Source organism: Shinella zoogloeoides (genome assembly GCF_030733845.1).
Classification (GTDB): domain Bacteria; phylum Pseudomonadota; class Alphaproteobacteria; order Rhizobiales; family Rhizobiaceae; genus Shinella; species Shinella zoogloeoides_C.
Window position 1 is genome coordinate 3,772,221 of sequence record NZ_CP132311.1, and the last position, 19,811, is coordinate 3,792,031.

The following is a 19,811-nucleotide window of genomic DNA, read 5'->3' on the forward strand; positions in this document are numbered from 1 at the left end:
TTCTATAGTCATGCGTCATGACACAAGGCAACGCCGACCTCTCGATGAACGACCTGCCGGTCTTTTCCGCCGAGCTGCACCCCTATCGCTCGCTCGGGCGGAACGGGCATCGCATCTTCTTCATCATCGCGGGCGCCCTCAGCTTCGCCCATATGGCGGTTTTCATGATTTCCGGCGCCTGGCCGGTCGTCCTGTTCTTCGGCCTCGATTTTCTAGTGCTCTTCGGCGCCTTCTGGCTGAACAACCGGGCGGCCAGGGCGCGCGAGGTCGTGTCGCTCTCGCGCACCAGCATCTCGATCCGCAAGATCAGCCCGTCGGGGAGCGAGACGGAGCATGTCTTCAATCCGTTCTGGGCGCGCTTTCTCGTCTCCCGCAAGGCGAAGATCGGCATCACCGCCATGCATGTGACCGGCAGCGGGCGGCAGACCGATGTCGGCACCTTCCTGCCGCTCGACGACCGCGAGCGCTTCGCCTCCGCCTTTTCCGGGGCGCTGGCGCGGGTGAAGCGCGGCTACTGAAGCAATTCCAGCAAAGGTGTGCAGCGGTTTTGCGTCCGGAATTGCGTGAAACACAAGCAAGCAGGAATCGGGTGGCGATCACACCGGAGGCGTGCTTTTCTGGCGGCACAGGAGAAGAACGATGAACATTGCCGCGACTTTGCAAACCGACATCACGCCCGCGGGCGACGACTATACGACCGTCCGCCGCGTCATCGAGATGATCACCGAGGACTATCGCGATCAGCCCGGCCTCGACGATATCGCCGGCCGGCTCGGCCAGTCGCCGACGCAGTTGCAGAAGACCTTCACCCGCTGGGCCGGCCTTTCGCCGAAGGCCTTCCTGCAGGCCGTCACGCTCGACCATGCCAAGCGCCTCCTGCGCCAGGAGGAACTGCCGCTACTTGAAACGAGTTTCGAGGTCGGCCTTTCCGGCCCCGGCCGTCTGCACGATCTCTTCGTCACGCATGAGGCCATGTCGCCCGGCGAATGGAAGGCGCGCGGCGCGGGCCTGACGATACGCTACGGCCTGCACCCGTCGCCCTTCGGCCAGGCGCTCGTCATGATCACCGACCGGGGCCTTGCCGGCCTTGCCTTCACCGACGAGGCGGACGGCATGGATGCCTTCGAGGACATGTCGTCCCGCTGGCCGAATGCCGATTATGTCGAGGACCGCGAGGCGACGGCATCCTACGCGCAACGCATCTTCGATCCGAAGCGCTGGGACCCGAAGGAGCCGCTGCGCATCGTGCTGATCGGCTCGGATTTCCAGGTGCGCGTCTGGGAGGCGCTGCTGCGCATTCCGCTCGGCTGCGCCGTCACCTATTCGTCCATCGCCGAAAAGCTCGGCCAGCCGACCGCCTCGCGCGCCGTCGGCGCCGCCGTCGGTCGCAACCCCATTTCCTTCGTGGTGCCCTGCCATCGCGCGCTCGGCAAGAGCGGCGCGCTGACCGGCTATCACTGGGGCTTGACGCGCAAGCGCGCCATGCTCGGCTGGGAAGCGGGCAAGGCCTGAAAATGCAAAAGGCCGGCGTTTTCGCCGGCCTTCGTCTTTTGTCGTCGGCAGCGCTCAGTGCGCGCCGGACATGTCCCCGAGCACGTCCTTCGACTTCACGGTCGAATCCGCGTTCAGCACGTAGACCATCGGCACGCCGGTCGCGAGATTCAGCTTCAGGATCTCTTCCTTGGAAAGCTTGTCGAGCACCATGACGAGCGAGCGCAGCGAATTGCCGTGCGCGGCGACGAGCACCTTCTCGCCGCGCAGCACGCGGGGCAGGATTTCCGTCAGGTAATAGGGCCACACGCGGGCGCCGGTGTCGCGCAGGCTTTCGCCGCCCGGCGGCGGCACGTCGTAGGAGCGGCGCCAGATATGGACCTGCTCCTCGCCCCACTTGGCGCGCGCGTCGTCCTTGTTGAGGCCGGACAGGTCGCCGTAGTCGCGCTCGTTCAGCGCCTGGTCGCGGATCGTCTCGAGGCCCTGCTGGCCGATCTCGTCGAGGATGAGCGTCAGCGTCTTCTGCGCGCGGGTGAGGTCGGAGGTGAATGCGACGTCGAACTTGATGCCCGTCTCGGCAAGCGCCTTGCCGCCCGTCTTGGCTTCCTCGATGCCGAGCTCCGTCAGGTCAGGGTCACGCCAGCCGGTGAAGAGGTTTTTCAGGTTCCATTCGCTCTGGCCGTGGCGAACGAGGACGAGGGTTCCGCTCATGGGGTCTGTCTCCGATGGTTAGAGCATCGTTCCGAAACGTGGATAGCCGTTTCGGAAAAACGATGCGGCAGGAAAGTCAATTGAGCCCGAGCACGTCGAGCATGGAATAGAGGCCGGGCTTCTTGTCGCGCGCCCAGAGCGCCGCCTTGACGGCGCCGCGGGCGAAGATCGTGCGGTCGGTCGCGCTGTGCGACAGCGTCACCGTCTCGCCCTCGCCGGCGATCACCACCGAATGTTCGCCGATGACCGAGCCGCCGCGCAGCGTGGCAAAGCCGATCGTGCCCAAAGGCCGCGGGCCGGTATGCCCGTCGCGCACGCGCACGGAATTCTCCGCCAGCGAAACGCCGCGGCCACTGGCGGCGGCATTGCCGAGCAGAAGCGCGGTGCCGGAGGGGGCGTCGACCTTGTGCTTGTGGTGCATTTCCAGCACTTCGATGTCCCAGTCGTCGGGACCGAGCGCGCGCGCGGCTGTTTCCGTCAGCACGCCCAGAAGGTTGACGCCGAGGCTCATATTGCCGGATTTCATGATGCGGGCATGGCGGGCGGCGGCCTTGATCTTCTCCTCGTCCTCGGCCGAGCAGCCGGTCGTGCCGATGACATGGACGATGCGCGCCTGGGCGGCGAGGCCGGCAAATTCGATCGTCGCGGCCGGTGCGGTGAAGTCGAGCACGCCCTCGCCCGCGACGAAGGCTTCGAGCGGCTTGTCGGTGATGGCAACGCCGATCGGGCCGAGGCCGGCGAGCTCCCCGGCATCGCGGCCGACGAAGGGCGAGCCCTCCCGTTCCACGGCGGCGAACACCTCGGCGCCCTCGATGGCGTGGATCGTGCGGATCAGCGTCTGGCCCATGCGGCCGGCGGCCCCGACGACGACCAGCTTCATTGCGTTGCCGCTCATATCTCGTTCCTGTCCGTTGTTATTTGCCCGTGCTGCCGGCGGGCGCCTGAAGATTGTGGAGGCGAGCGTAAAGGCCGTTCTCGCGGGCCGCAAGCGCCTCGTGCGTGCCCTCCTCGGCGACCATGCCGTCCTGCATCACGATGATCTTGTCGGCGCGCACGACGGTTGACAGCCGGTGCGCGATGACGACGACGGTACGCCCGCTCATCGCCTCGTCCAGCGCCTTCTGCACGGCCTGTTCGGATTCGGTGTCGAGCGCTGAGGTCGCCTCGTCGAGCAGCAGGATCGGCGCGTTGCGCACCAGGGCGCGGGCGATGGACAGCCGCTGGCGCTGGCCGCCGGACAGCGTCACGCCGTTCTCGCCGACGGGCGTGTCGTAGCCGAGCGGCTGGGCGAGGATGAAATCGTGCGCATAGGCATGGCGCGCCGCTTCCTCGATCTCGGCGTCGCTCGCCTCGGGCCGGCCGTAGCGGATGTTGTCGCGGATCGTGCCCTCGAAGAGATAGGGCTGCTGGGAAACGTAGGCGATGGCGTTGCGGAGCGACTGCTTGGTCACATGCGCGATGTCCTGCCCGTCGATTAAAATTTCGCCGTCCACCGGATCGTAGAAGCGCGGAATGAGGCTGATGACGGTGGACTTGCCGGCGCCGGAGGGGCCGACGAGCGCCGTCGTCCTGCCGCCCTCGGCGGTGAAGGACACGCCCTTGAGGATCGTCTCGTTCTCAGAATAGCCGAAGCGCACGTCCTTGAAGGTGATGCTGGCGTCGGAAATGGCGAGCGGCCTTGCATCGGCAAGGTCGGCTTGGCGGGGCTTCAGGTCGAGGATCTCGTAGATCATGCGCGCATTGACGGCCGCGCGCTCCAGCGAGACCTGCAGGCGGGCGAGGCGGCGCGCCGGATCGTAGGCCATCAGCAGCGCGGCGACGAAGGAGAAGAAGGCGCCCGGCATCACGCCGCTGTAGATCGAGCGATAGGCCGCATAGGCGAGCACGCCGGAGATGGCGAAGCCCGCGAAGGTCTCGGTCATCGGCGCGGTGCGCTCGGTCAGCCGCGCGATGCGGTTCGAACGGCTTTCGGCCTCGTCGATGATCGCCTCGACCTTGCCCTTGAGCTGTGCCTCCATGGTGAAGGCCTTGACGATGCTGATGCCCTGGATCGTCTCCTGCATGGCGCCGAGCACGTGGCTGTTCAGCTCCACCGCCTCGCGCGTCGCGCTGCGCAGGCGCTTGGAGACGTAGCGCAGGCCCAGCAGCAGCGGCGGCGCGACGACGAAGACGAGCAGCGTCAGCAGCCAGTCCTTGGAGATCATCACGCCGATGAGCGCGACCAGCGTCAGCACGTCGCGGGCAAGCGAGGTGACGGTCATGTTCAGCACGTCCCTGATGCCGGTGACGTTCTGGCTGATCTGGGCGGCAAGGTAGGCCGAGCGCGATTCGTTGAAGAAACCGACGCTGAGCGCCATCAGGTGCGAATAGAGCCGGCGCTGGTAGCGCGCGACGATGTTGTTGCCGATCTTGGAGAGGATGACCGCTTCGTAATAGGTGGCGAAGCCGCGCAGCACGAAGGCGGCGAAGATCGCGCCGCAGATGAGCATGACGAGGTCGGCGCGCTTGTTGGCAAAGGCCTCGTTGACCACCGCTTCCATGATCCAGGCGGTGAACGCCGTCGTCAGCGCGACCACCATGAGGCAGCCGATGGCGATGGCATAGCCACGCACATGCTCGCGGCCGTTTTCGGCGATGACACGCTTGAGCACGGTGGCGACGGTGTCGGAGCTGACGGGATGGCGCTCGGTTCGACTCTGATCGGCCAATAACTTGACTTTCCTGCACGGTCTCGACGACGGCCGGCCAAGACCGGTCCGCCCGCCGCTCTATAGGGTGTCAGTCTGTCTTTGGCGAGTCCGGGCGACGGCAAAGCCTGCCGGGACGTCTCACCTTTTCCAGTGGCGTCCCTCGGTTGCAACACCGAAGCGATCCGGCATGCGGGCGAAGGCGGCAAGGCCGGCAAGGGCGGCGACCGGATGGGTGACCACATAGGTCGGGATGGATTTCAGGAGCGCGCTGTGCGGCGCCTTGTCCTCGAAGGCGGCGCGGAATTCCGGGCCGCGCAGGGCCGGCAGGATCTTCTGCGAGATGCCGCCGGCGAGGAACACGCCGCCCTTGGCCATGAAGATCATCGCCATGTCGCCGGCCACGCGCCCGAGATAGGTGGAAAACAGTGCAACGGTTTCGATCGCCGCGCGGTCCTCCTGCGAAAGCGCCTTTCCGGTGACGTCGGCCGGCTTTTCCAGCGGCGCATCGACGCCGTCGGCGGCCGAGACGGCGCGGTAGATGTTCATGATGCCGCGCCCGCAAAGCAACTGCTCGGCGGAGATGCGCCCCTCGATCGGCTCCAGGAAAGGCCAGATCTGGTAGTCGCGCTCGCTGCGTGGACCGACATCGACATGGCCACCTTCGCCGGGAACGGGAATCCAGCTGTTGCGGGCGTGGACGAGGCCGGCGACGCCGAGGCCGGTGCCGGGGCCGAGCACGGCGCGCGAGGAGGCCGGGCGCTCGATGCCGGGCCCGATCTTCTCGCGGTCGCTATCGCCGAGCGAGGCGACGGCAAGCGCCTGCGCCTCGAAGTCGTTGACGAGCAGCACGTCGTCGAAGCCGAGATTGGCGATCATGTCGCGCGGGCGCACCACCCAGGGGCAGTTGGTCAGCGGCACCTCGTCGCCCTCGATAGGGCCGGCCAGCGCCAGGATGGCCGAGCGCGGCTGCACCGAGCTCTTGTCGAGGATGCACTGCTGGAGCGCGTCGTCGATGTTCGGGAAATCGGCCGTCTGGACGATCGGAAACTGTTTCGGCTCGGCGAAGGCGTCGACCAGCAGCGCGAAGCGCGCATTGGTTCCGCCGATATCGCCGACGAGGATGGGGAAGGGGAGGTTTATGTCGTCGTTCGGCCGTGCCATCAAGCTGTCCCGTTCTTTTGCGCGGATGGTGCGCCTTGGCTATTCCAAGACGAAGGTTGCCGTCAATCGGTCGCGAAGTCGAGCAGGTCTTCCGCCGTCGCGCGGTTCAGCGCCATCGGGATGTCGTAGACGATCGCCAGCCGCATCAGTGCCTTCACGTCCACGTCGTGCGGCATGGGGGTGAGCGGATCGACGAAGAAGATGAGGAGATCGACCTCGCCGGTCGCGATCAGCGCGCCGATCTGCTGGTCGCCGCCGAGCGGCCCGCTCTTGAGGCGCGTCACGTCAAGGCCGGGACAGGCTTCCAGCACGCGCCCGCCGGTCGTGCCGGTGGCGACGATCTTCGCCTGCGCCAGCACCTTCTCGTTCTGCTGCGCGAAGGTCGCCATGTCGTCCTTCTTCTCGTCATGCGCGATGAGCGCAATGCATTTCCGGCGCGACATGGGCGTTCCTCGTGGCTCGACGGGGTTATTTAAATCGATTTGAACGCCTTATACAAAAGCGGCGGGACCTTGAAAAGCCCCGCCGCCGGATCGGTTACTGGAACGGCCGCGTAATGGGGATCGGCCCGATGGCCGGCAGCATCGTATCGGCGGCGATCACCGATTCGATCGTGCGGCCCGCATCGCCGCCGTTGCCGGAGAAGGCGAGCGCGGTCGAGACGCCGCCATTGCCCTGCCAGGTCACTTCCTCTTCGGAAGCCGGCGAGGGGCCGGCGAGGACCGTGCGGCAGGCCTTCGGCAGATCGGACATCTTGACGTACCAGGGCTTTACGGGCTTGGCGTCCTTCTTCGGTTTCGGCTTGGCCCACGGCTCCTTGGTGAACCACCAGGCAAGCGAGGCATCGCAGCCGTCGCCGGCCGGCACCCTTGCCTGCGGCTTGCAGCCCGACGCGCCCTCCGGGCACTTGATGCGGATGTGGAAATGCTCGTCGTGGCCGTAGATCGGCCGCACCTTGCCGAGCAGCGAACGGTCGCCCTGCCAGGTCTCGCAGAGCTTCTTCTTGATCGCCGGATTGACGAAGACGCGGTCGACCTGCGGGTAGCTCGCCGCCTTCATGACGAGCCTTGCATGGGTGGCCGTCCAGCGTCGCGAATCGACCGTCAGGAACTTGCGCTTGTCGAGCATGGAAGTGAAGGGCAGCTTTTCGCGCTCGGCGGCCGAAAGCCGCTGGTCGGGCATCGGCGTGAACCAGATGTCGGCGTCGAGGCCGACCTGGTGCGAGGCATGGCCGGACAGCATCGGCCCGCCGCGCGGCTGCGAGATGTCGCCGAGCAGTAGCCCCGGCCAGCCGAGCTGCTGCGCGTCCTGCGAGAACCGCTCCAGAAGCGCGATCATGTCGGGATGGCCCCAGCGCCGGTTGCGCGACAGGCGCATCGCCTGCCAGGCCGGCCCGTCGGTCGGGATCGCCACCGCACCGGCAATGCAGCCCTTGGCGTAGGAGCCATAGGGGCTCGCGGCGAGCTGTGCCGGCAGGCGCTTGGCCCCGAACAGCTCCTTGGCGGGTCGTTCCTCGGCGGCAAGCGGGGAGGCGAGCGCGCCGAGCGCAAGGCCGGCGGCGATCAGGCAGGTGGTCAGTCGGGAAAGCATGGGATGCGCTGGCATTGTCCGTCTCGAAAGTCGCAATCGTTGCAAAAGGCTAAAGGATCATCCTTTCGCAGAAGTGAATCCGCGGCCGGAATAGGCGCGGTAAAAACCGCCGCTTTGATGGCAGGCCTGTCAATTGCCCGGATTTTGCCTATTCTCTCAGCCATGCTTCGGCAAAGGATACGAAAGGGAATTGGCATGCATGCAGCCTTCGGAAAAATGGTGTTCACCACGGCGCTCGCCCTCTCGCTGGCGGTCGCGGCCGGTGCGAAGGCCGAGGAGCCGGTCTGGCGCACCGGCATTTCCACCATCGGCGAATTGAAGCGTCCCGACGGCTTTGCGCATTTCGACTATGTCAATCCCGACGCGCCGAAAGGCGGCGAGCTGAAACTGTCCGAAACCGGTACCTACGACACGTTCAACCCCATCCTTTCCAAGGGCCAGCCGGCAACCGGCGTCGCATCCCTCGTCTTCGACACGCTGCTGAAATCCGCCGAGGACGAGATCACCGCCTCCTACGGCCTGCTGGCCGAAGGCGTTTCCTATCCTGACGACATCTCCTCCGCGACCTTCCGCCTGCGGGCAGAGGCGAAATGGGCGGACGGCCAGCCGGTGACGCCCGAGGACGTGATCTTCTCCTTCGAGAAGTCGAAGGAACACAATCCGCTCCTCGCCAACTATTACCGGCATGTCGTTTCGGCGGAAAAGACCGGCGAGCGCGACGTCACCTTCCGTTTCGACGAGAAGAACAACCAGGAGCTTCCCAACATTCTCGGCCAGTTCCAGATCGTGCCGAAGCATTGGTGGGAAGGGACGGATGCGAAGGGCAACAAGCGCGATATCGGCCGCACGACACTGGAGCCGGTCATGGGTTCCGGGCCGTACAGGATCGCGTCCTTCCAGGCGGGCGGCTCGATCCGCTTCGAGCGGCGTGACGACTACTGGGGCAAGGACCTCAACGTGAATGTCGGCCAGAACAATTTCGGTGCGATCACCTATACGTTCTTCGGCGACAGGAACGTGGAATTCGAGGCGTTCCGCGCCGGCAATGTCGATTTCTACCGCGACAACAGCTCCAGCCACTGGATGACGGCCTATGATTTCCCGGCCGCGAAGGACGGCCGCGTCGTGCGCGAGGAGATCGAGAACCCGCTGCGCGCCACCGGCATCATGCAGGCCTTCGTGCCGAACCTGCGCCGGGAGAAGTTCAAAGACCAGCGGGTGCGCGAGGCGCTGAACTACGCCTACGATTTCGAGAGCCTCAACCGCAATCTCTCCTTCGGCCGGCTCAACCGCATCGACAGCTACTTCTGGGGCACCGAGCTTGCCTCCTCAGGCCTGCCGGAGGGCCGCGAGAAGGAGATCCTGGAAGAGTTGAAGGACAAGGTTCCGCCCGCCGTCTTCACCACGCCCTACACCAATCCCGTGGCCGGCGATGCCAAGAAGGCGCGTGAGAACCTGCGCAAGGCCATGACGCTCTTCAAGGAAGCGGGCTACGAATTGAAGAACAGGAAGCTGGTCAACGTGAAGACCGGCGAGCCCTTCGGCATCGAGATCCTCCTGTCCAACCCGTCGCAGGAGCGCACGGTCCTGCCCTATATCAAGAGCCTGACCGATATCGGCATCGATGCCCGCATCCGCACGGTCGATGCCTCGCAATACACCAACCGCGTGCGCAGCTTCGACTATGACATGATCTACGGCATCTGGGCGCAGTCGCTGGTGCCGGGCAACGAGCAGATCGACTATTGGGGTTCCTCCTCGGTCGACCAGCAGGGCTCGCGCAACTATGCCGGCATCGCCGATCCGGCGATCGACGAACTGATCCGCAGGATCATCTTCGCCCCGAACCGCGATGAACTGGTGGCGACCACCCATGCGCTCGACCGCGTGCTGCTGGCCCATCACTATCTCGTGCCGATGTTCTATTCCAAGTCGGTGCAGGTCGCCTACTGGAAGCACCTCGCCCGCCCGCAGGAACTGCCCTATTACGGCCTCGGTTTCCCGGATGTCTGGTGGTCGAAGAACGCGGCCAAGTGACATTGGTCAAATGAGCCGGGGCTTGCGCCGTGCGGCGTCCTCGGCTCCATATAGCGGTGACGAATCACCGCCGCGCCATGGCGGCGGAACAACGGAAGGGTTGGGCTTGAGCGACGGGACTGCGCCAGAACGGGAAGACCGGCAACGGGCTGTGGCGGGTAGCTGCTGATGGGCGCCTATATCCTGCGCCGCATCCTGCTGATGATCCCGACGATCTTCGGCATCATGGCGATTTCCTTCGCGATCGTGCAGTTCGCGCCGGGCGGCCCGGTCGAGCAGGTCATTTCCGACCTCACCAGCCAGGGCGGCGGCGACCGGCTCTCGGGCGGCGGCGACATGCTGCAGGAGGTTGGGCAGGACAGCGCCTATCGCGGCGCGCGCGGCCTCGATCCGGAATTCATCGCCAAGCTGGAAAAGCAGTTCGGCTTCGACAAGCCGCCGCTCGAGCGCTTCTTCACGATGATGTGGGACTATATGCGCTTCGATTTCGGCGAGAGCTTCTTCCGCAACGTCTCCGTGGTCGATCTCATCGCCCAGAAGATGCCGGTCTCCATCTCGCTCGGCGTGTGGATCCTCGTCTTTTCCTACGCCATCTCCATCCCGCTCGGCATCCGCAAGGCGGTGCATGACGGCTCGGCCTTCGACGTGTGGACCTCCGGCGTCATCATCGTCGGCTACGCGGTGCCGAGCTTCCTCTTCGGCATCCTCCTGATCGTGCTCTTCGCCGGCGGGTCCTTCCTCGACTGGTTTCCGCTGCGCGGCATCGTCTCGGACAATTTCGACAGCCTCGCCTGGTGGCAGAAGCCGCTCGACTACATGTGGCACATGACGCTGCCGCTGATCACGCTGCTCCTGTCCGCCTTCGCCACCACGACGCTGCTCACGAAGAACTCCTTCATCGACGAGATCAAGAAGCAGTACGTCACCACCGCCCGCGCGAAGGGCCTCACCGAGACGCAGGTGCTCTACGGCCACGTCTTCCGCAACGCCATGCTGATCATCATCGCCGGCTTCCCCGGCGCCTTCATCTCCGCCTTCTTCACCGGCTCGCTGCTGATCGAATACATCTTCTCGCTCGATGGCCTCGGCCGCCTCGGCTATGATTCCATCGTGCGGCGCGACTATCCCATCGTCTTCGCGACGCTCTTCATCTTCTCGCTGATGGGCCTCGTCGTCTCCCTCGTCTCCGACCTCATCTACACCTGGGTCGATCCGCGCATCGACTTCGAGCGGAGGGACGTGTGATGAGCGCGGTCACGGATATCAAACCGGTCGCCCCGCCTCGCAAGGGCCTGCTCTCGCCGACCAACCTGCGGCGCTGGGAGAATTTCAAGGCGAACCGGCGCGGCTACTGGTCGCTCTGGATCTTCCTCGTCATCTTCGTGCTCAGCCTCTTTGCCGAATGCATCGCCAACGACCGGCCGATCCTCGCCTCCTACAAGGGCGAGCTGCTCTTCCCCGTCGTCATCGACTATCCGGAGGAGAAGTTCGGCGGGTTCCTCGCCGAGACCGACTACCGCTCCGATTTCATCACGGAGGAGATCGAGGCGAACGGCTGGATGATCTGGCCGCCAATCCGCTATTCCTACAGCTCGACCAATTCCAACATCCCGCATTCCGCCCCGACGAAACCCTTCTGGCTGATGTCCGGGGAGGAGCGCTGCGCCGGCTATCCGAACGGCGCGGCGGACCCCAACTGCAACTGGAGCAACCTCAACTGGCTCGGCACGGACGACCAGGCGCGCGACGTGCTCGCCCGCGTCATCTACGGTTTCCGCATCTCGGTGCTGTTCGGCCTGGCGCTCACCATCGCCTCTGCCGTCGTCGGCGTGACGGCGGGCGCCATCCAGGGCTATTTCGGCGGCTGGACCGATCTTCTGATGCAGCGTTTCATCGAGATCTGGTCCTCGATGCCGGTGCTCTACATCCTGCTCATCATCGCCGCCATCCTGCCGCCCGGCTTCTGGATCCTGCTTTCCATCATGCTGCTCTTCTCCTGGGTCGGCTTCGTCGGCGTGGTGCGCGCAGAATTCCTGCGCGCCCGCAATTTCGAATATGTCAGGGCGGCGCGCGCGCTCGGCGTCGGCAACGTCACGATCATGTACCGGCACCTCCTGCCGAACGCGATGGTCGCCACGCTCACCTTCCTGCCCTTCATCCTCTCCGGCTCGATCACCACGCTGACCTCGCTCGATTTCCTCGGCTTCGGCATGCCGCCCGGCTCGCCCTCGCTGGGTGAATTGATCGCGCAGGGCAAGGAGAACCTTCAGGCGCCGTGGCTCGGCCTCACCGCCTTCGCCGTCATGTCCCTCATGCTGTCACTGCTGATCTTCGTCGGCGAAGCGACGCGTGACGCCTTCGATCCGAGGAAGACCTTCCGGTGAGCGCTCCCGAAACCATCCTTTCCGTGCGCGACCTCTCGGTCGCCTTCCACCAGGGCGGCAACACGTCGCTGGCCGTCGATCGCGTCTCCTTCGACATCCGCCGCGGCGAGGTCGTCGCGCTCGTCGGCGAATCGGGCTCCGGCAAGTCGGTGACGGCGAACTCGATCCTGAAGCTCCTGCCCTATCCGGCGGCGAGCCATCCCTCGGGCGAAATCGTCTTCAACGGCAAGGACCTCCTGAAGGCGTCGGATGCGGACCTGCGCGCGGTGCGCGGCAACGACATCACCATGATCTTCCAGGAGCCGATGACCTCGCTCAACCCGCTGCACTCCATCGAGCGGCAGATCGGCGAGATCCTCAAGCTGCACCAGGATATCGAGGGCCCTGCCGCGCGCGCCAAAACCCTGGAACTGCTGAACCAGGTCGGCATCCGCGAGCCGGAAAAGCGCCTCGCGGCCTATCCGCACGAGCTGTCCGGCGGCCAGCGCCAGCGCGTCATGATCGCCATGGCGCTCGCCAACCGCCCGGAACTCCTGATCGCCGACGAGCCGACGACGGCGCTCGACGTCACCGTGCAGGCGCAGATCCTCGAACTGCTGAAGACCCTCAAGGAAGAGCACGGCATGTCCATGCTCTTCATCACCCACGACCTCGGCATCGTGCGCAAGTTCGCCGACCGGGTCTGCGTGATGACCAAGGGCAAGATCGTCGAGACCGGCCCGGTCGAGGCGATCTTCACCAACCCGCAGCACGCCTATACCCGCCACCTGCTCGCCTCCGAGCCGAAGGGCCGGCCGCGCCCGGCCGATGACAGCCAGCCCGTCGTCATGGAAGCCGAGGACGTCAAGGTCTGGTTCCCGATCAAGGCGGGGTTCCTGCGCCGCGTCGTCGATCATGTGAAGGCAGTCGACGGCATCGACCTGAAACTGCGCGCCGGCCACACGCTCGGCGTCGTCGGCGAATCCGGTTCGGGCAAGACGACGCTCGGCCTCGCGCTGACGCGGCTCATCTCCTCGAAAGGCCGCATCGCCTTCGTCGGGCAGGACATTGCCGGCCACAGCTTCGCCGAGATGCGGCCGCTACGCCGGCGCATGCAGATCGTCTTCCAGGATCCCTTCGGCTCGCTGTCGCCGCGCATGTCGGTGGCAGATATCGTCGCGGAAGGCCTGAAGATCCACGAGCCGTCGCTTTCCGACGCCGAGCGCGACCACCGCGTCGCCTCCGCGCTGGAGGAGACCGGCCTCGATCCGGCGACCCGCTGGCGCTACCCGCATGAATTTTCCGGCGGCCAGCGTCAGCGCATCGCGATCGCCCGCGCCATGGTGCTGAAACCCGAATTCGTCATGCTGGACGAGCCGACATCGGCGCTCGACATGAGCGTGCAGGCGCAGGTGGTCGAGCTCCTGCGCGACCTGCAGGCAAAGCACAATCTCGCCTATCTCTTCATCAGCCACGACCTCAAGGTCGTCCGGGCGCTGGCCAACGATATCATCGTCATGCGCGGAGGGCGCGTGGTCGAGAAGGGGCCGGCGAAGGATGTCATCGAGCGGCCGGGCGAGGCCTATACCAGGGCCCTGATGGCCGCCGCCTTCAATCTCGAAGCCGTTCGCAGCGAGACGATCAGCCAGTAACAGGAAACAGCATGTCGGCGAAAAGCCCCGTCATCATCGATCTGAAGTTCGACCAGGAGCAGGTCGCCGCCGCGCTCAAGGGCGCTTTCCCGGATCGCGAGGTGATCAACCTGCTGCATCCGGCGAGCCGCAATCGCGACCTCTCGGGCATCGACTATGCCGTGGTCTGGAAGCCGGGGGCGGACCTCTTCTCGCGGGCGAAGGACCTCAAGGTGGTCTTTTCCGGCGGTGCGGGCGTCGATCATGTGCTGACGCTGCCGGGCCTGCCGGACGTGCCGCTCGTCCGGTTCGTCGACCACACGCTGACGACGCGCATGAGCGAATGGGTGGTCATGCAGTGCCTCCTGCACCTGCGTCAGTACCACGCCTACGAGGCGCAGCGGCAAAAGCGCGTCTGGCGCGAACTCGACCAGCCGGAGGCCGCGGAACTCACAGTCGGCATCATGGGCTTCGGCGTGCTCGGGCAGGATTCGGCGGCAAAGCTCAGGACGCTCGGCTTCAACGTTATCGGCTGGTCGAAGAGCGGCCGCAAGGTCGAGGGTTTCGAGGTTTATGACGAAAAGGGCCTCGATGCCTTCCTCGGCAGGACCGACATCCTCGTCGGCCTCCTGCCGCTGACGCCCGATACGAGGGGCCTTTACAATACCGGCCTCTTCTCCCGCCTCAGCCGGAAGGGGCCGCTCGGCGCGCCCGTCTTCATCAATGCCGGCCGCGGCGGCAGCCAGGTGGAGGCCGATATTGTCGCCTCGATCAACGACGGCACGCTGCGCGGCGCCTCGCTCGATGTCTTCGAGCAGGAGCCGCTGCCGCTCGAAAGCCCGTTCTGGTCGATGGACAAGGTCTTCATGACGCCCCACGCCTCCGCCGCCTCCGATGTCGCCGCGCTCTTCCGCCACGTCGCCGGGCAGATCGAGCGGCTGGAAAGCGGCAAGCCGCTGGAGCATCTGGTGGACCGCGGCGCGGGCTATTGATCCGCATCGCTGCCGCAAGCGAAAGACCCGGATGCAGGGACATCCGGGCCTTCGGGGAGGTCAGTCGGGGGCGGCTTACTTGCAGACCTTGATCTTCTTGATCACGACATTGCCGTAGTAATCGTAGGACTTCACCTTCTTGATGAAGCAGTGCGGCTTGTAGCCGTAGCTGTAGTAGCCGGCCTGCGAGGGGGCTGCGAAGGAAAGGGCGGCGACGGCGGCGATGGCGGCGGAAATGATGAACTTGCGCATGGGTCTCTCCTGATCATTTGGTGGGGACGAGCCTCTCTCGTCCGGTGATCAGAAGGTCTCACATCGACCCGCCCGCCGCTGTTCCGCCGGGAACAGGCTCAGTGCAGGCCGCCGACGCCGAGCAGGGTTTCCACCGTCTGCTGGTCGGCGGCGAGCGCCGCGGGCGTGCCCGTCCAGGCGATGCGGCCGCGTTCGAGGATGATCACCTCGTCGGCGAAGTCGAGCGCGCTCTGGATGCGCTGCTCCACCAGCAGGATCGTCATCTCGCCTGAGGCGGCGAGCGTGCCGAAGGCGGCCATCAGCTCCTCGCAGATGACCGGGGCGAGGCCCTCCAGCGGCTCGTCGAGCAGCAGCACGGAGGGCTGGCCGAGAATGGTGCGCGCCGTCGTCAGCATCTGCTGTTCGCCGCCGGAAAGCTGCGAGCCGAGGTTCCTGCGCCGCTCCTTGAGGCGCGGGAACATGGCATAGGCTTCCTCGATCGACGCGCGCGGCCGCGCCTTCAACCCGACGAAGAGATTTTCCTCGACTGTCAGCGTCGGGAAGACGTCGCGCGACTGCGGCACGTAGCCGAGGCCCTTCAGCGCGCGCGAGGAGCTGTCGATGCCTTCGATCGCCGTGCCGCCGAGGCGGATCTCGCCGCCATAGCGTTTCGTCTGGCCGGCGAGCGTGGCGAACAGCGTGGACTTGCCCATGCCGTTGCGGCCGAGCACGGCAAGGCGCCGGCCGGCCCCGGCGGAAAATGAAATGTCCTCGAGCACGCGTGTCGGCCCGTAGCCGGCGCAAAGGCCGGAGATTTCAAGCGACGCTGCGGGCATCGGCATAGCTCCCGAGATAGGCCTGGCGGACGCGGTCGTCCCTGGTCACGGCATCAGGCGATCCGTCAAAGATGATCTCGCCCGCCGCCAGCACGATGACACGCTTGGCGAAGCGGAAGACGAGGTCCATGTCGTGCTCGATCATCAGCACGGCAAGGTCCGCCGGCAGGTCGGCGATGGCCTGCTCGATGCGCGCCGTGTCGCTCTGCGGCACGCCGGCCGCCGGCTCGTCGAGCAGCAGCACCTTCGGCTTGAGGGCGAGTGCCAAAGCCAGTTCCAGCAGGCGCTGCTGGCCATAGGCGATCTCGCTGACCCTGTGGCGGGCGAGCGACGCGATACCGAGCCGCGCCAGCAGCGCATGCCCCTCGTCCATCACGTCGGGCATGGCGCGGTGGCTAGAGAACATCTTCCCCGAGCGCCCCTCGCGCTGCAGGATGGCGAGCGCGACATGCTCCTCCGGCGTCATCTCGGAGAAGAGCCGCGTCACCTGGAAGGAGCGCACGAGGCCGCGGCGCACGCGCTCCATCGGCCCGAGACGCGTCACGTCCTCGCCGCCCAGCGTCACGCTGCCGGAATTCGGCATGATATTGCCGGTGACGAGGTTGACGAAGGTCGTCTTGCCGGCGCCGTTCGGGCCGATCAGCGCGACCCGGTCGCCGGGGGCCATGGAAAGCGAGACGTCGTTGGTGACGGCGAGGCCGCCGAACATCTTCTTGAGGTTGCGGACGTCGAAGATCGCGCTCATTTGCCCTTCCTTCCGCGGCGTTCGTAAAAGGCGGCGAGCGAGCCGTAGAGCCCTTTCGGCGCGAAGAGCACGACGGCGATCAGGAGCGCGCCGACGATGGTGAGCCAGTGGAACGGGTTGGCCGCCGAGACGACGTCCTCGAACCACAGGAAGGCGAGGGTGCCGATCAGCGCGCCGTAGAGCGAGCCGGTGCCGCCGAGCACCAGCATGACGAGGGCTTCGGCCGACAGCGTGAAGGACAGGCTGTCGAGGCCGACGACCTGCGTCGAGATGGCGTTGAGCGCTCCGCCCGCGCCGGCGACGGCGCCCGAGATCGCATACATCTTGATCAGCGTGCCCTGCACCGAGCCGCCCATCGCGCGGATGCGCACCGGATCCTGCTTGATGCCGCGGCAGAGCATGCCAAAGGGCGAACGCACGATCTGGCGCAGCACGACGAAGGCGGCGACGAGCAGCACGATGCCGAAGACATAGGCGGTGCGGCCCCACAGGTCGAACTGCCAGATGCCGAAGACGGCGTCCGGCATGATGCCGGCAAGGCCGTCGCTGCCGCCGGTCCAGCCGGAAGCCTTGTTGGCGGCTTCATGCGCGAGGTGGATGATGGCGATGGACAACACGAGTTGTGGCAGGCCGTGTGCGCGCAGCACGACGACGCCCGAAACGAGGCCGGCAAGCGCGCCTACTACGATGCCGACGGCGAGCATGGCGATCGGGTCGGTGATGCCGAAATGCGCCGCCGCAATGCCCGCGCCATAGGCCCCGGCGCCGAAGAGGGCTGCATGGCCGAGCGTCGCCACGCCGCAATAGCCGGTGACGAGGTCGAGCGAGAGCACCAGCAGCGCGATGGCGGTGATACGGGTGAGCAGCGCCAGATTGTTCGGGAAGAGGAAGTAACCGAGGGCCGCTGCGGCGAGTATGACGAGGACGCCGAGGGCGTCGCGCGTCAGCCGGGCGCGGCGGTCGCCGGCGGCAGAGATCGTTTCGGAATCGGTTGCGAGCGCCATCACTTGGCCCTTCCGGCAAGGCCGCGCGGAAAGATCCAGACGATGGCGATGACCGCGAGATAGAAGAAGAATTCGCCGAATTCCGGCATCAGGTAGCGTCCCGTCGTGTCGATGGCGCCGAGCAACAGGCAGGCGGCGAGCGCGCCGGGAATGGAGCCGGCCCCGCCGACGGAGACGACGACGAGGAAGGTCACCATGTAGCGCAATGCGTAATAGGGCTCGATCGGCAGCAGTTCGGCGCCGACGACGCCGCCGAAGGCGGCAAGGCCGACCGCGACGGCGAAGCTGACGGCGTAGACGACCTGCGTCTTCACGCCGAGGGCGGCGGCCATGGCCGCATTGTCGACGGCCGCGCGCAGCTTCACGCCGAAGGCGGTGCGCTCGATGAAGTACCAGAGGCCCAGCGCCACCGCGACTCCGCAGGCGATGACGAACAGCCGGTGCGCCGAGACGGTGCGGAAGCCGAGGCTGACGGACTGGCGCAGCGTCTCCGGCGTCGGAATGGTCTTCAGCGTCGGGCCGAAGACATAGTTGGCGATGCCGATGATGCAGAAGGTGATGCCGATGGTCATCAGCACCTGCGTCAGCTCCGGCTGGCCGTAGATGCGGCGGTAGAGGAAGCGTTCGACCGGAATGGCGATGAGGATCGTGCCGAAGATGGCGATGAGGACGGCGAGCGCATAGGCAAGGCCGAGGTCGCGCGCCGCATAGGAGGCGATGTAGCCGCCGATCATGGCGAAGGCGCCATGCGCCAGGTTGACGACCCGCATCAGCCCCATCGTCACCGAAAGGCCGATGGAGATGACAAAGAGCACCATGCCATAGGCAAGGGCATCGACACCGATGCTGAAGACCGTTTGCATGTTCCTGTCCTGTATCGCCGGGGCTTGCGGCCGTTCATTCGTGTGTGGCGTGCGGGTGAGTGGATCCTCGGGTCGAGCCCGAGGATGACGGAGGGGAGAAAAGTGCTTCCCGTCTATCGGCATGAGGTGCGGTCGCCGTGATCCACCCGCTCCCCGCTTCTTTCGTCATCCTCGGGCTCGACCCGAGGATCCACCCGCACGGCACGCCGCCGAAGAAAGCCGCCTTACTTCGCCGCCGCAAGGCCCGGATCGCCCTGCTTCTCGAAGGTCTGGATCTCCTTGTTGTAATAGGTCCCGTCCTCGGCCTTTGCCACTTCGCGCAGGTAGATGTTCTGCGTGATATGGCGGCTTTCCGGATCGATCGTGACGGGTCCGCGCGGGCTTTCCCAGGAAAGGCCCTTCACGGCCTCGACGGCCTTTGCCGCATCCTGCTCGCCGCCGGTCGCCTCGATCATCTTGTAGATGACATGCATGCCGTCATAGGCGCCGACCGACGGGAAGGAGAGTTCGGCCGGATTGCCGATCGCCTTGGCTGCGGCCTCGACGAATTTTTTGTTCTCCGCGGAATCATGCGAGACCGCATAGTGGAAGGTGGTCTGAAGGCCGAGCGCCGCCTCGCCGAGGGCCGGCAGGTCGGATTCCTGCGTCAGGTCGCCGGGCGCGAAGAACTTGATGCCGGCATCCTTGAGGCCGTTCTCGTTGAAGGCCTTGACGAAGCCGAGCGTCGTCGGGCCCGAGGGCAGGAAGGCGAAGACGCCTTCGGCGCTCGAATCCTTGATGCTCTGCATGATCGGCGAGAAGTCGTTGGTCTGGAGCGGCATGCGGATCGCCTCGACGATCTCGCCGCCGGCCGCCTCGAAGCCCGCCTTGAAGGCGGCTTCCGCATCGACGCCGGGGCCGTAGTCGCTGACGACGGAGATGACCTTCTTCGTGCCGCCGTCGAAGGCGACCTTGGCGATCGGCGTCGAGGTCTGCCAGGTGGTGAAGGAGGTGCGCACCACATAGGGGCTCTTGGTGACGATGGCCGAGGTCGCCGCGTTCATCACCACCATCGGCACGTTGGCCTGTTCGAGGAGCGGCGTTGCGGCCATGGCGTCGGGTGTGAAGTAGAAGCCGGCGAGATATTGCACGCCTTCCTTCACGACGAGTTCCTGCGAGAGCGCTTTGGACTGCGCCGGGTCGGCCGTCGGGATGTCGCGGTAGATGATCTCGATCGTGTCGTCGCCGACCGTGTTGCCGTTGAGCGCCATATAGGCGTCGATGCCCGCCTTGAAGTTCTTGCCCTGCAACGCGAAGGGGCCGGAGAACGGCCCGACGACGCCGACCTTGATCGTATCGGCATGGGCAGCGCCGGCCATCAGTGCGGCGGCAAAGGCCGCGATCGCAAATTTCTTCATGTCTTCCTCCCTGAAAGGCCGGTCTCCCGCCGGCGCCCGGTCTTCGTCCAGACTGGTGTTTTGTCAGAT

Annotated in this window: 19 protein-coding genes; 7 read left to right on the forward strand and 12 right to left on the reverse strand. The window is 65.7% G+C overall.

From position 1 onward, the window contains the following. Window positions 1-17: 17 nt before the first annotated feature. The gene (locus tag Q9316_RS19450) at window positions 18-518 is read left to right on the forward strand and encodes a DUF2244 domain-containing protein (protein WP_306033202.1); all 501 of its coding nucleotides are present in this window, start codon (window positions 18-20) and stop codon (window positions 516-518) included. Window positions 519-639: 121 nt separating this feature from the next. Next, the gene (locus Q9316_RS19455) at window positions 640-1,512 is read left to right on the forward strand and encodes a bifunctional helix-turn-helix domain-containing protein/methylated-DNA--[protein]-cysteine S-methyltransferase (RefSeq protein WP_306033203.1); all 873 of its coding nucleotides are present in this window, start codon (window positions 640-642) and stop codon (window positions 1,510-1,512) included. A gap of 54 nt (window positions 1,513-1,566) precedes the next feature. Here Q9316_RS19455 and Q9316_RS19460 read toward each other — a convergent pair whose 3' ends face one another. From Q9316_RS19460 to mepA, 6 genes are all read right to left on the reverse strand, one after another. Further along, entirely contained in the window at window positions 1,567-2,202 is a 636-nt protein-coding gene (locus Q9316_RS19460) for a 2,3-bisphosphoglycerate-dependent phosphoglycerate mutase (RefSeq protein WP_306033204.1), read from the reverse strand. A 76-nt stretch (window positions 2,203-2,278) separates the two neighbouring features. Further along, window positions 2,279-3,097 carry a 4-hydroxy-tetrahydrodipicolinate reductase gene (dapB, locus tag Q9316_RS19465; protein ID WP_306033205.1) on the reverse strand — a complete coding sequence of 273 codons (819 nt, stop codon included), beginning with the start codon at window positions 3,095-3,097 and terminating at the stop codon, window positions 2,279-2,281. Between the two features lie 19 nt (window positions 3,098-3,116). Beyond that, window positions 3,117-4,910 carry an ABC transporter ATP-binding protein gene (locus Q9316_RS19470; RefSeq protein ID WP_306033206.1) on the reverse strand — a complete coding sequence of 598 codons (1,794 nt, stop codon included), beginning with the start codon at window positions 4,908-4,910 and terminating at the stop codon, window positions 3,117-3,119. A gap of 120 nt (window positions 4,911-5,030) precedes the next feature. Continuing rightward, a complete protein-coding gene (locus Q9316_RS19475; protein WP_306033207.1) occupies window positions 5,031-6,053 on the reverse strand; it encodes a glucokinase in 1,023 nt (340 codons plus the stop codon). Window positions 6,054-6,115: 62 nt separating this feature from the next. Further along, window positions 6,116-6,496: a methylglyoxal synthase gene (locus Q9316_RS19480; protein ID WP_306033208.1), complete on the reverse strand. Its 381-nt coding sequence runs from the start codon at window positions 6,494-6,496 to the stop codon at window positions 6,116-6,118. Between the two features lie 94 nt (window positions 6,497-6,590). Continuing rightward, window positions 6,591-7,658, reverse strand: coding sequence for a penicillin-insensitive murein endopeptidase (gene mepA / locus Q9316_RS19485; protein WP_306033209.1), 1,068 nt, complete (start codon window positions 7,656-7,658; stop codon window positions 6,591-6,593). Window positions 7,659-7,859: 201 nt separating this feature from the next. Here mepA and Q9316_RS19490 point away from each other — a divergent pair, with 201 nt between their 5' ends. The 5 genes from Q9316_RS19490 (at window position 7,860) to Q9316_RS19510 (ending at window position 14,666) form a co-directional block, all read left to right on the forward strand. Next, window positions 7,860-9,680 (forward strand): extracellular solute-binding protein, encoded by a 1,821-nt coding sequence (locus Q9316_RS19490; RefSeq protein WP_306035362.1) that lies wholly within the window; start codon window positions 7,860-7,862, stop codon window positions 9,678-9,680. Between the two features lie 168 nt (window positions 9,681-9,848). Beyond that, window positions 9,849-10,925 carry a microcin C ABC transporter permease YejB gene (locus Q9316_RS19495; RefSeq protein ID WP_306033210.1) on the forward strand — a complete coding sequence of 359 codons (1,077 nt, stop codon included), beginning with the start codon at window positions 9,849-9,851 and terminating at the stop codon, window positions 10,923-10,925. Further along, a complete protein-coding gene (locus Q9316_RS19500) occupies window positions 10,925-12,064 on the forward strand; it encodes an ABC transporter permease (protein WP_306033211.1) in 1,140 nt (379 codons plus the stop codon). Before Q9316_RS19495 ends, Q9316_RS19500 begins: the two co-directional genes overlap by 1 nt. Continuing rightward, the gene (locus Q9316_RS19505) at window positions 12,061-13,695 is read left to right on the forward strand and encodes an ABC transporter ATP-binding protein (RefSeq protein ID WP_306033212.1); all 1,635 of its coding nucleotides are present in this window, start codon (window positions 12,061-12,063) and stop codon (window positions 13,693-13,695) included. The genes Q9316_RS19500 and Q9316_RS19505 overlap by 4 nt, the downstream gene beginning before the upstream one ends. A gap of 11 nt (window positions 13,696-13,706) precedes the next feature. After that, complete coding sequence (locus Q9316_RS19510) at window positions 13,707-14,666, forward strand: 2-hydroxyacid dehydrogenase (protein ID WP_306033213.1); 960 nt, start codon at window positions 13,707-13,709, stop codon at window positions 14,664-14,666. Between the two features lie 75 nt (window positions 14,667-14,741). On the opposite strand, the gene Q9316_RS19515 is transcribed toward Q9316_RS19510, so the two are convergent. From Q9316_RS19515 to Q9316_RS19540, 6 genes are all read right to left on the reverse strand, one after another. Beyond that, window positions 14,742-14,918 carry a hypothetical protein gene (locus Q9316_RS19515; protein WP_306033214.1) on the reverse strand — a complete coding sequence of 59 codons (177 nt, stop codon included), beginning with the start codon at window positions 14,916-14,918 and terminating at the stop codon, window positions 14,742-14,744. 98 nt (window positions 14,919-15,016) lie between these two features. Continuing rightward, window positions 15,017-15,733: an ABC transporter ATP-binding protein gene (locus tag Q9316_RS19520; RefSeq protein WP_306033215.1), complete on the reverse strand. Its 717-nt coding sequence runs from the start codon at window positions 15,731-15,733 to the stop codon at window positions 15,017-15,019. After that, a complete protein-coding gene (locus tag Q9316_RS19525) occupies window positions 15,714-16,478 on the reverse strand; it encodes an ABC transporter ATP-binding protein (protein WP_306033216.1) in 765 nt (254 codons plus the stop codon). Before Q9316_RS19525 ends, Q9316_RS19520 begins: the two co-directional genes overlap by 20 nt. Beyond that, window positions 16,475-17,482 carry a branched-chain amino acid ABC transporter permease gene (locus tag Q9316_RS19530; protein WP_306033217.1) on the reverse strand — a complete coding sequence of 336 codons (1,008 nt, stop codon included), beginning with the start codon at window positions 17,480-17,482 and terminating at the stop codon, window positions 16,475-16,477. Before Q9316_RS19530 ends, Q9316_RS19525 begins: the two co-directional genes overlap by 4 nt. Next, window positions 17,482-18,345, reverse strand: a complete 864-nt coding sequence (locus Q9316_RS19535) for a branched-chain amino acid ABC transporter permease (RefSeq protein WP_306033218.1) — start codon at window positions 18,343-18,345, stop codon at window positions 17,482-17,484. The genes Q9316_RS19530 and Q9316_RS19535 overlap by 1 nt, the downstream gene beginning before the upstream one ends. A gap of 224 nt (window positions 18,346-18,569) precedes the next feature. Further along, complete coding sequence (locus Q9316_RS19540) at window positions 18,570-19,742, reverse strand: ABC transporter substrate-binding protein (protein ID WP_306033219.1); 1,173 nt, start codon at window positions 19,740-19,742, stop codon at window positions 18,570-18,572. Window positions 19,743-19,811: the final 69 nt, after the last annotated feature.

Excerpts from the sequence above, each read along its gene's own strand:
- Q9316_RS19480 (WP_306033208.1), bottom strand. The coding sequence starts at position 6,496 with ATGTCGCGCCGGAAATGCATTGCGCTCATCGCGCATGACGAGAAGAAG.
- Q9316_RS19455 (WP_306033203.1), top strand. The coding sequence starts at position 640 with ATGAACATTGCCGCGACTTTGCAAACCGACATCACGCCCGCGGGCGAC.
- Q9316_RS19495 (WP_306033210.1), top strand. The coding sequence starts at position 9,849 with ATGGGCGCCTATATCCTGCGCCGCATCCTGCTGATGATCCCGACGATC.
- dapB (WP_306033205.1), bottom strand. The coding sequence starts at position 3,097 with ATGAGCGGCAACGCAATGAAGCTGGTCGTCGTCGGGGCCGCCGGCCGC.
- Q9316_RS19535 (WP_306033218.1), bottom strand. The coding sequence starts at position 18,345 with ATGCAAACGGTCTTCAGCATCGGTGTCGATGCCCTTGCCTATGGCATG.
- Q9316_RS19540 (WP_306033219.1), bottom strand. The coding sequence starts at position 19,742 with ATGAAGAAATTTGCGATCGCGGCCTTTGCCGCCGCACTGATGGCCGGC.
- Q9316_RS19475 (WP_306033207.1), bottom strand. The coding sequence starts at position 6,053 with ATGGCACGGCCGAACGACGACATAAACCTCCCCTTCCCCATCCTCGTC.
- Q9316_RS19500 (WP_306033211.1), top strand. The coding sequence starts at position 10,925 with ATGAGCGCGGTCACGGATATCAAACCGGTCGCCCCGCCTCGCAAGGGC.
- Q9316_RS19490 (WP_306035362.1), top strand. The coding sequence starts at position 7,860 with ATGGTGTTCACCACGGCGCTCGCCCTCTCGCTGGCGGTCGCGGCCGGT.
- Q9316_RS19530 (WP_306033217.1), bottom strand. The coding sequence starts at position 17,482 with ATGGCGCTCGCAACCGATTCCGAAACGATCTCTGCCGCCGGCGACCGC.
- mepA (WP_306033209.1), bottom strand. The coding sequence starts at position 7,658 with ATGCCAGCGCATCCCATGCTTTCCCGACTGACCACCTGCCTGATCGCC.
- Q9316_RS19460 (WP_306033204.1), bottom strand. The coding sequence starts at position 2,202 with ATGAGCGGAACCCTCGTCCTCGTTCGCCACGGCCAGAGCGAATGGAAC.
- Q9316_RS19515 (WP_306033214.1), bottom strand. The coding sequence starts at position 14,918 with ATGCGCAAGTTCATCATTTCCGCCGCCATCGCCGCCGTCGCCGCCCTT.
- Q9316_RS19525 (WP_306033216.1), bottom strand. The coding sequence starts at position 16,478 with ATGAGCGCGATCTTCGACGTCCGCAACCTCAAGAAGATGTTCGGCGGC.
- Q9316_RS19510 (WP_306033213.1), top strand. The coding sequence starts at position 13,707 with ATGTCGGCGAAAAGCCCCGTCATCATCGATCTGAAGTTCGACCAGGAG.
- Q9316_RS19520 (WP_306033215.1), bottom strand. The coding sequence starts at position 15,733 with ATGCCCGCAGCGTCGCTTGAAATCTCCGGCCTTTGCGCCGGCTACGGG.
- Q9316_RS19450 (WP_306033202.1), top strand. The coding sequence starts at position 18 with ATGACACAAGGCAACGCCGACCTCTCGATGAACGACCTGCCGGTCTTT.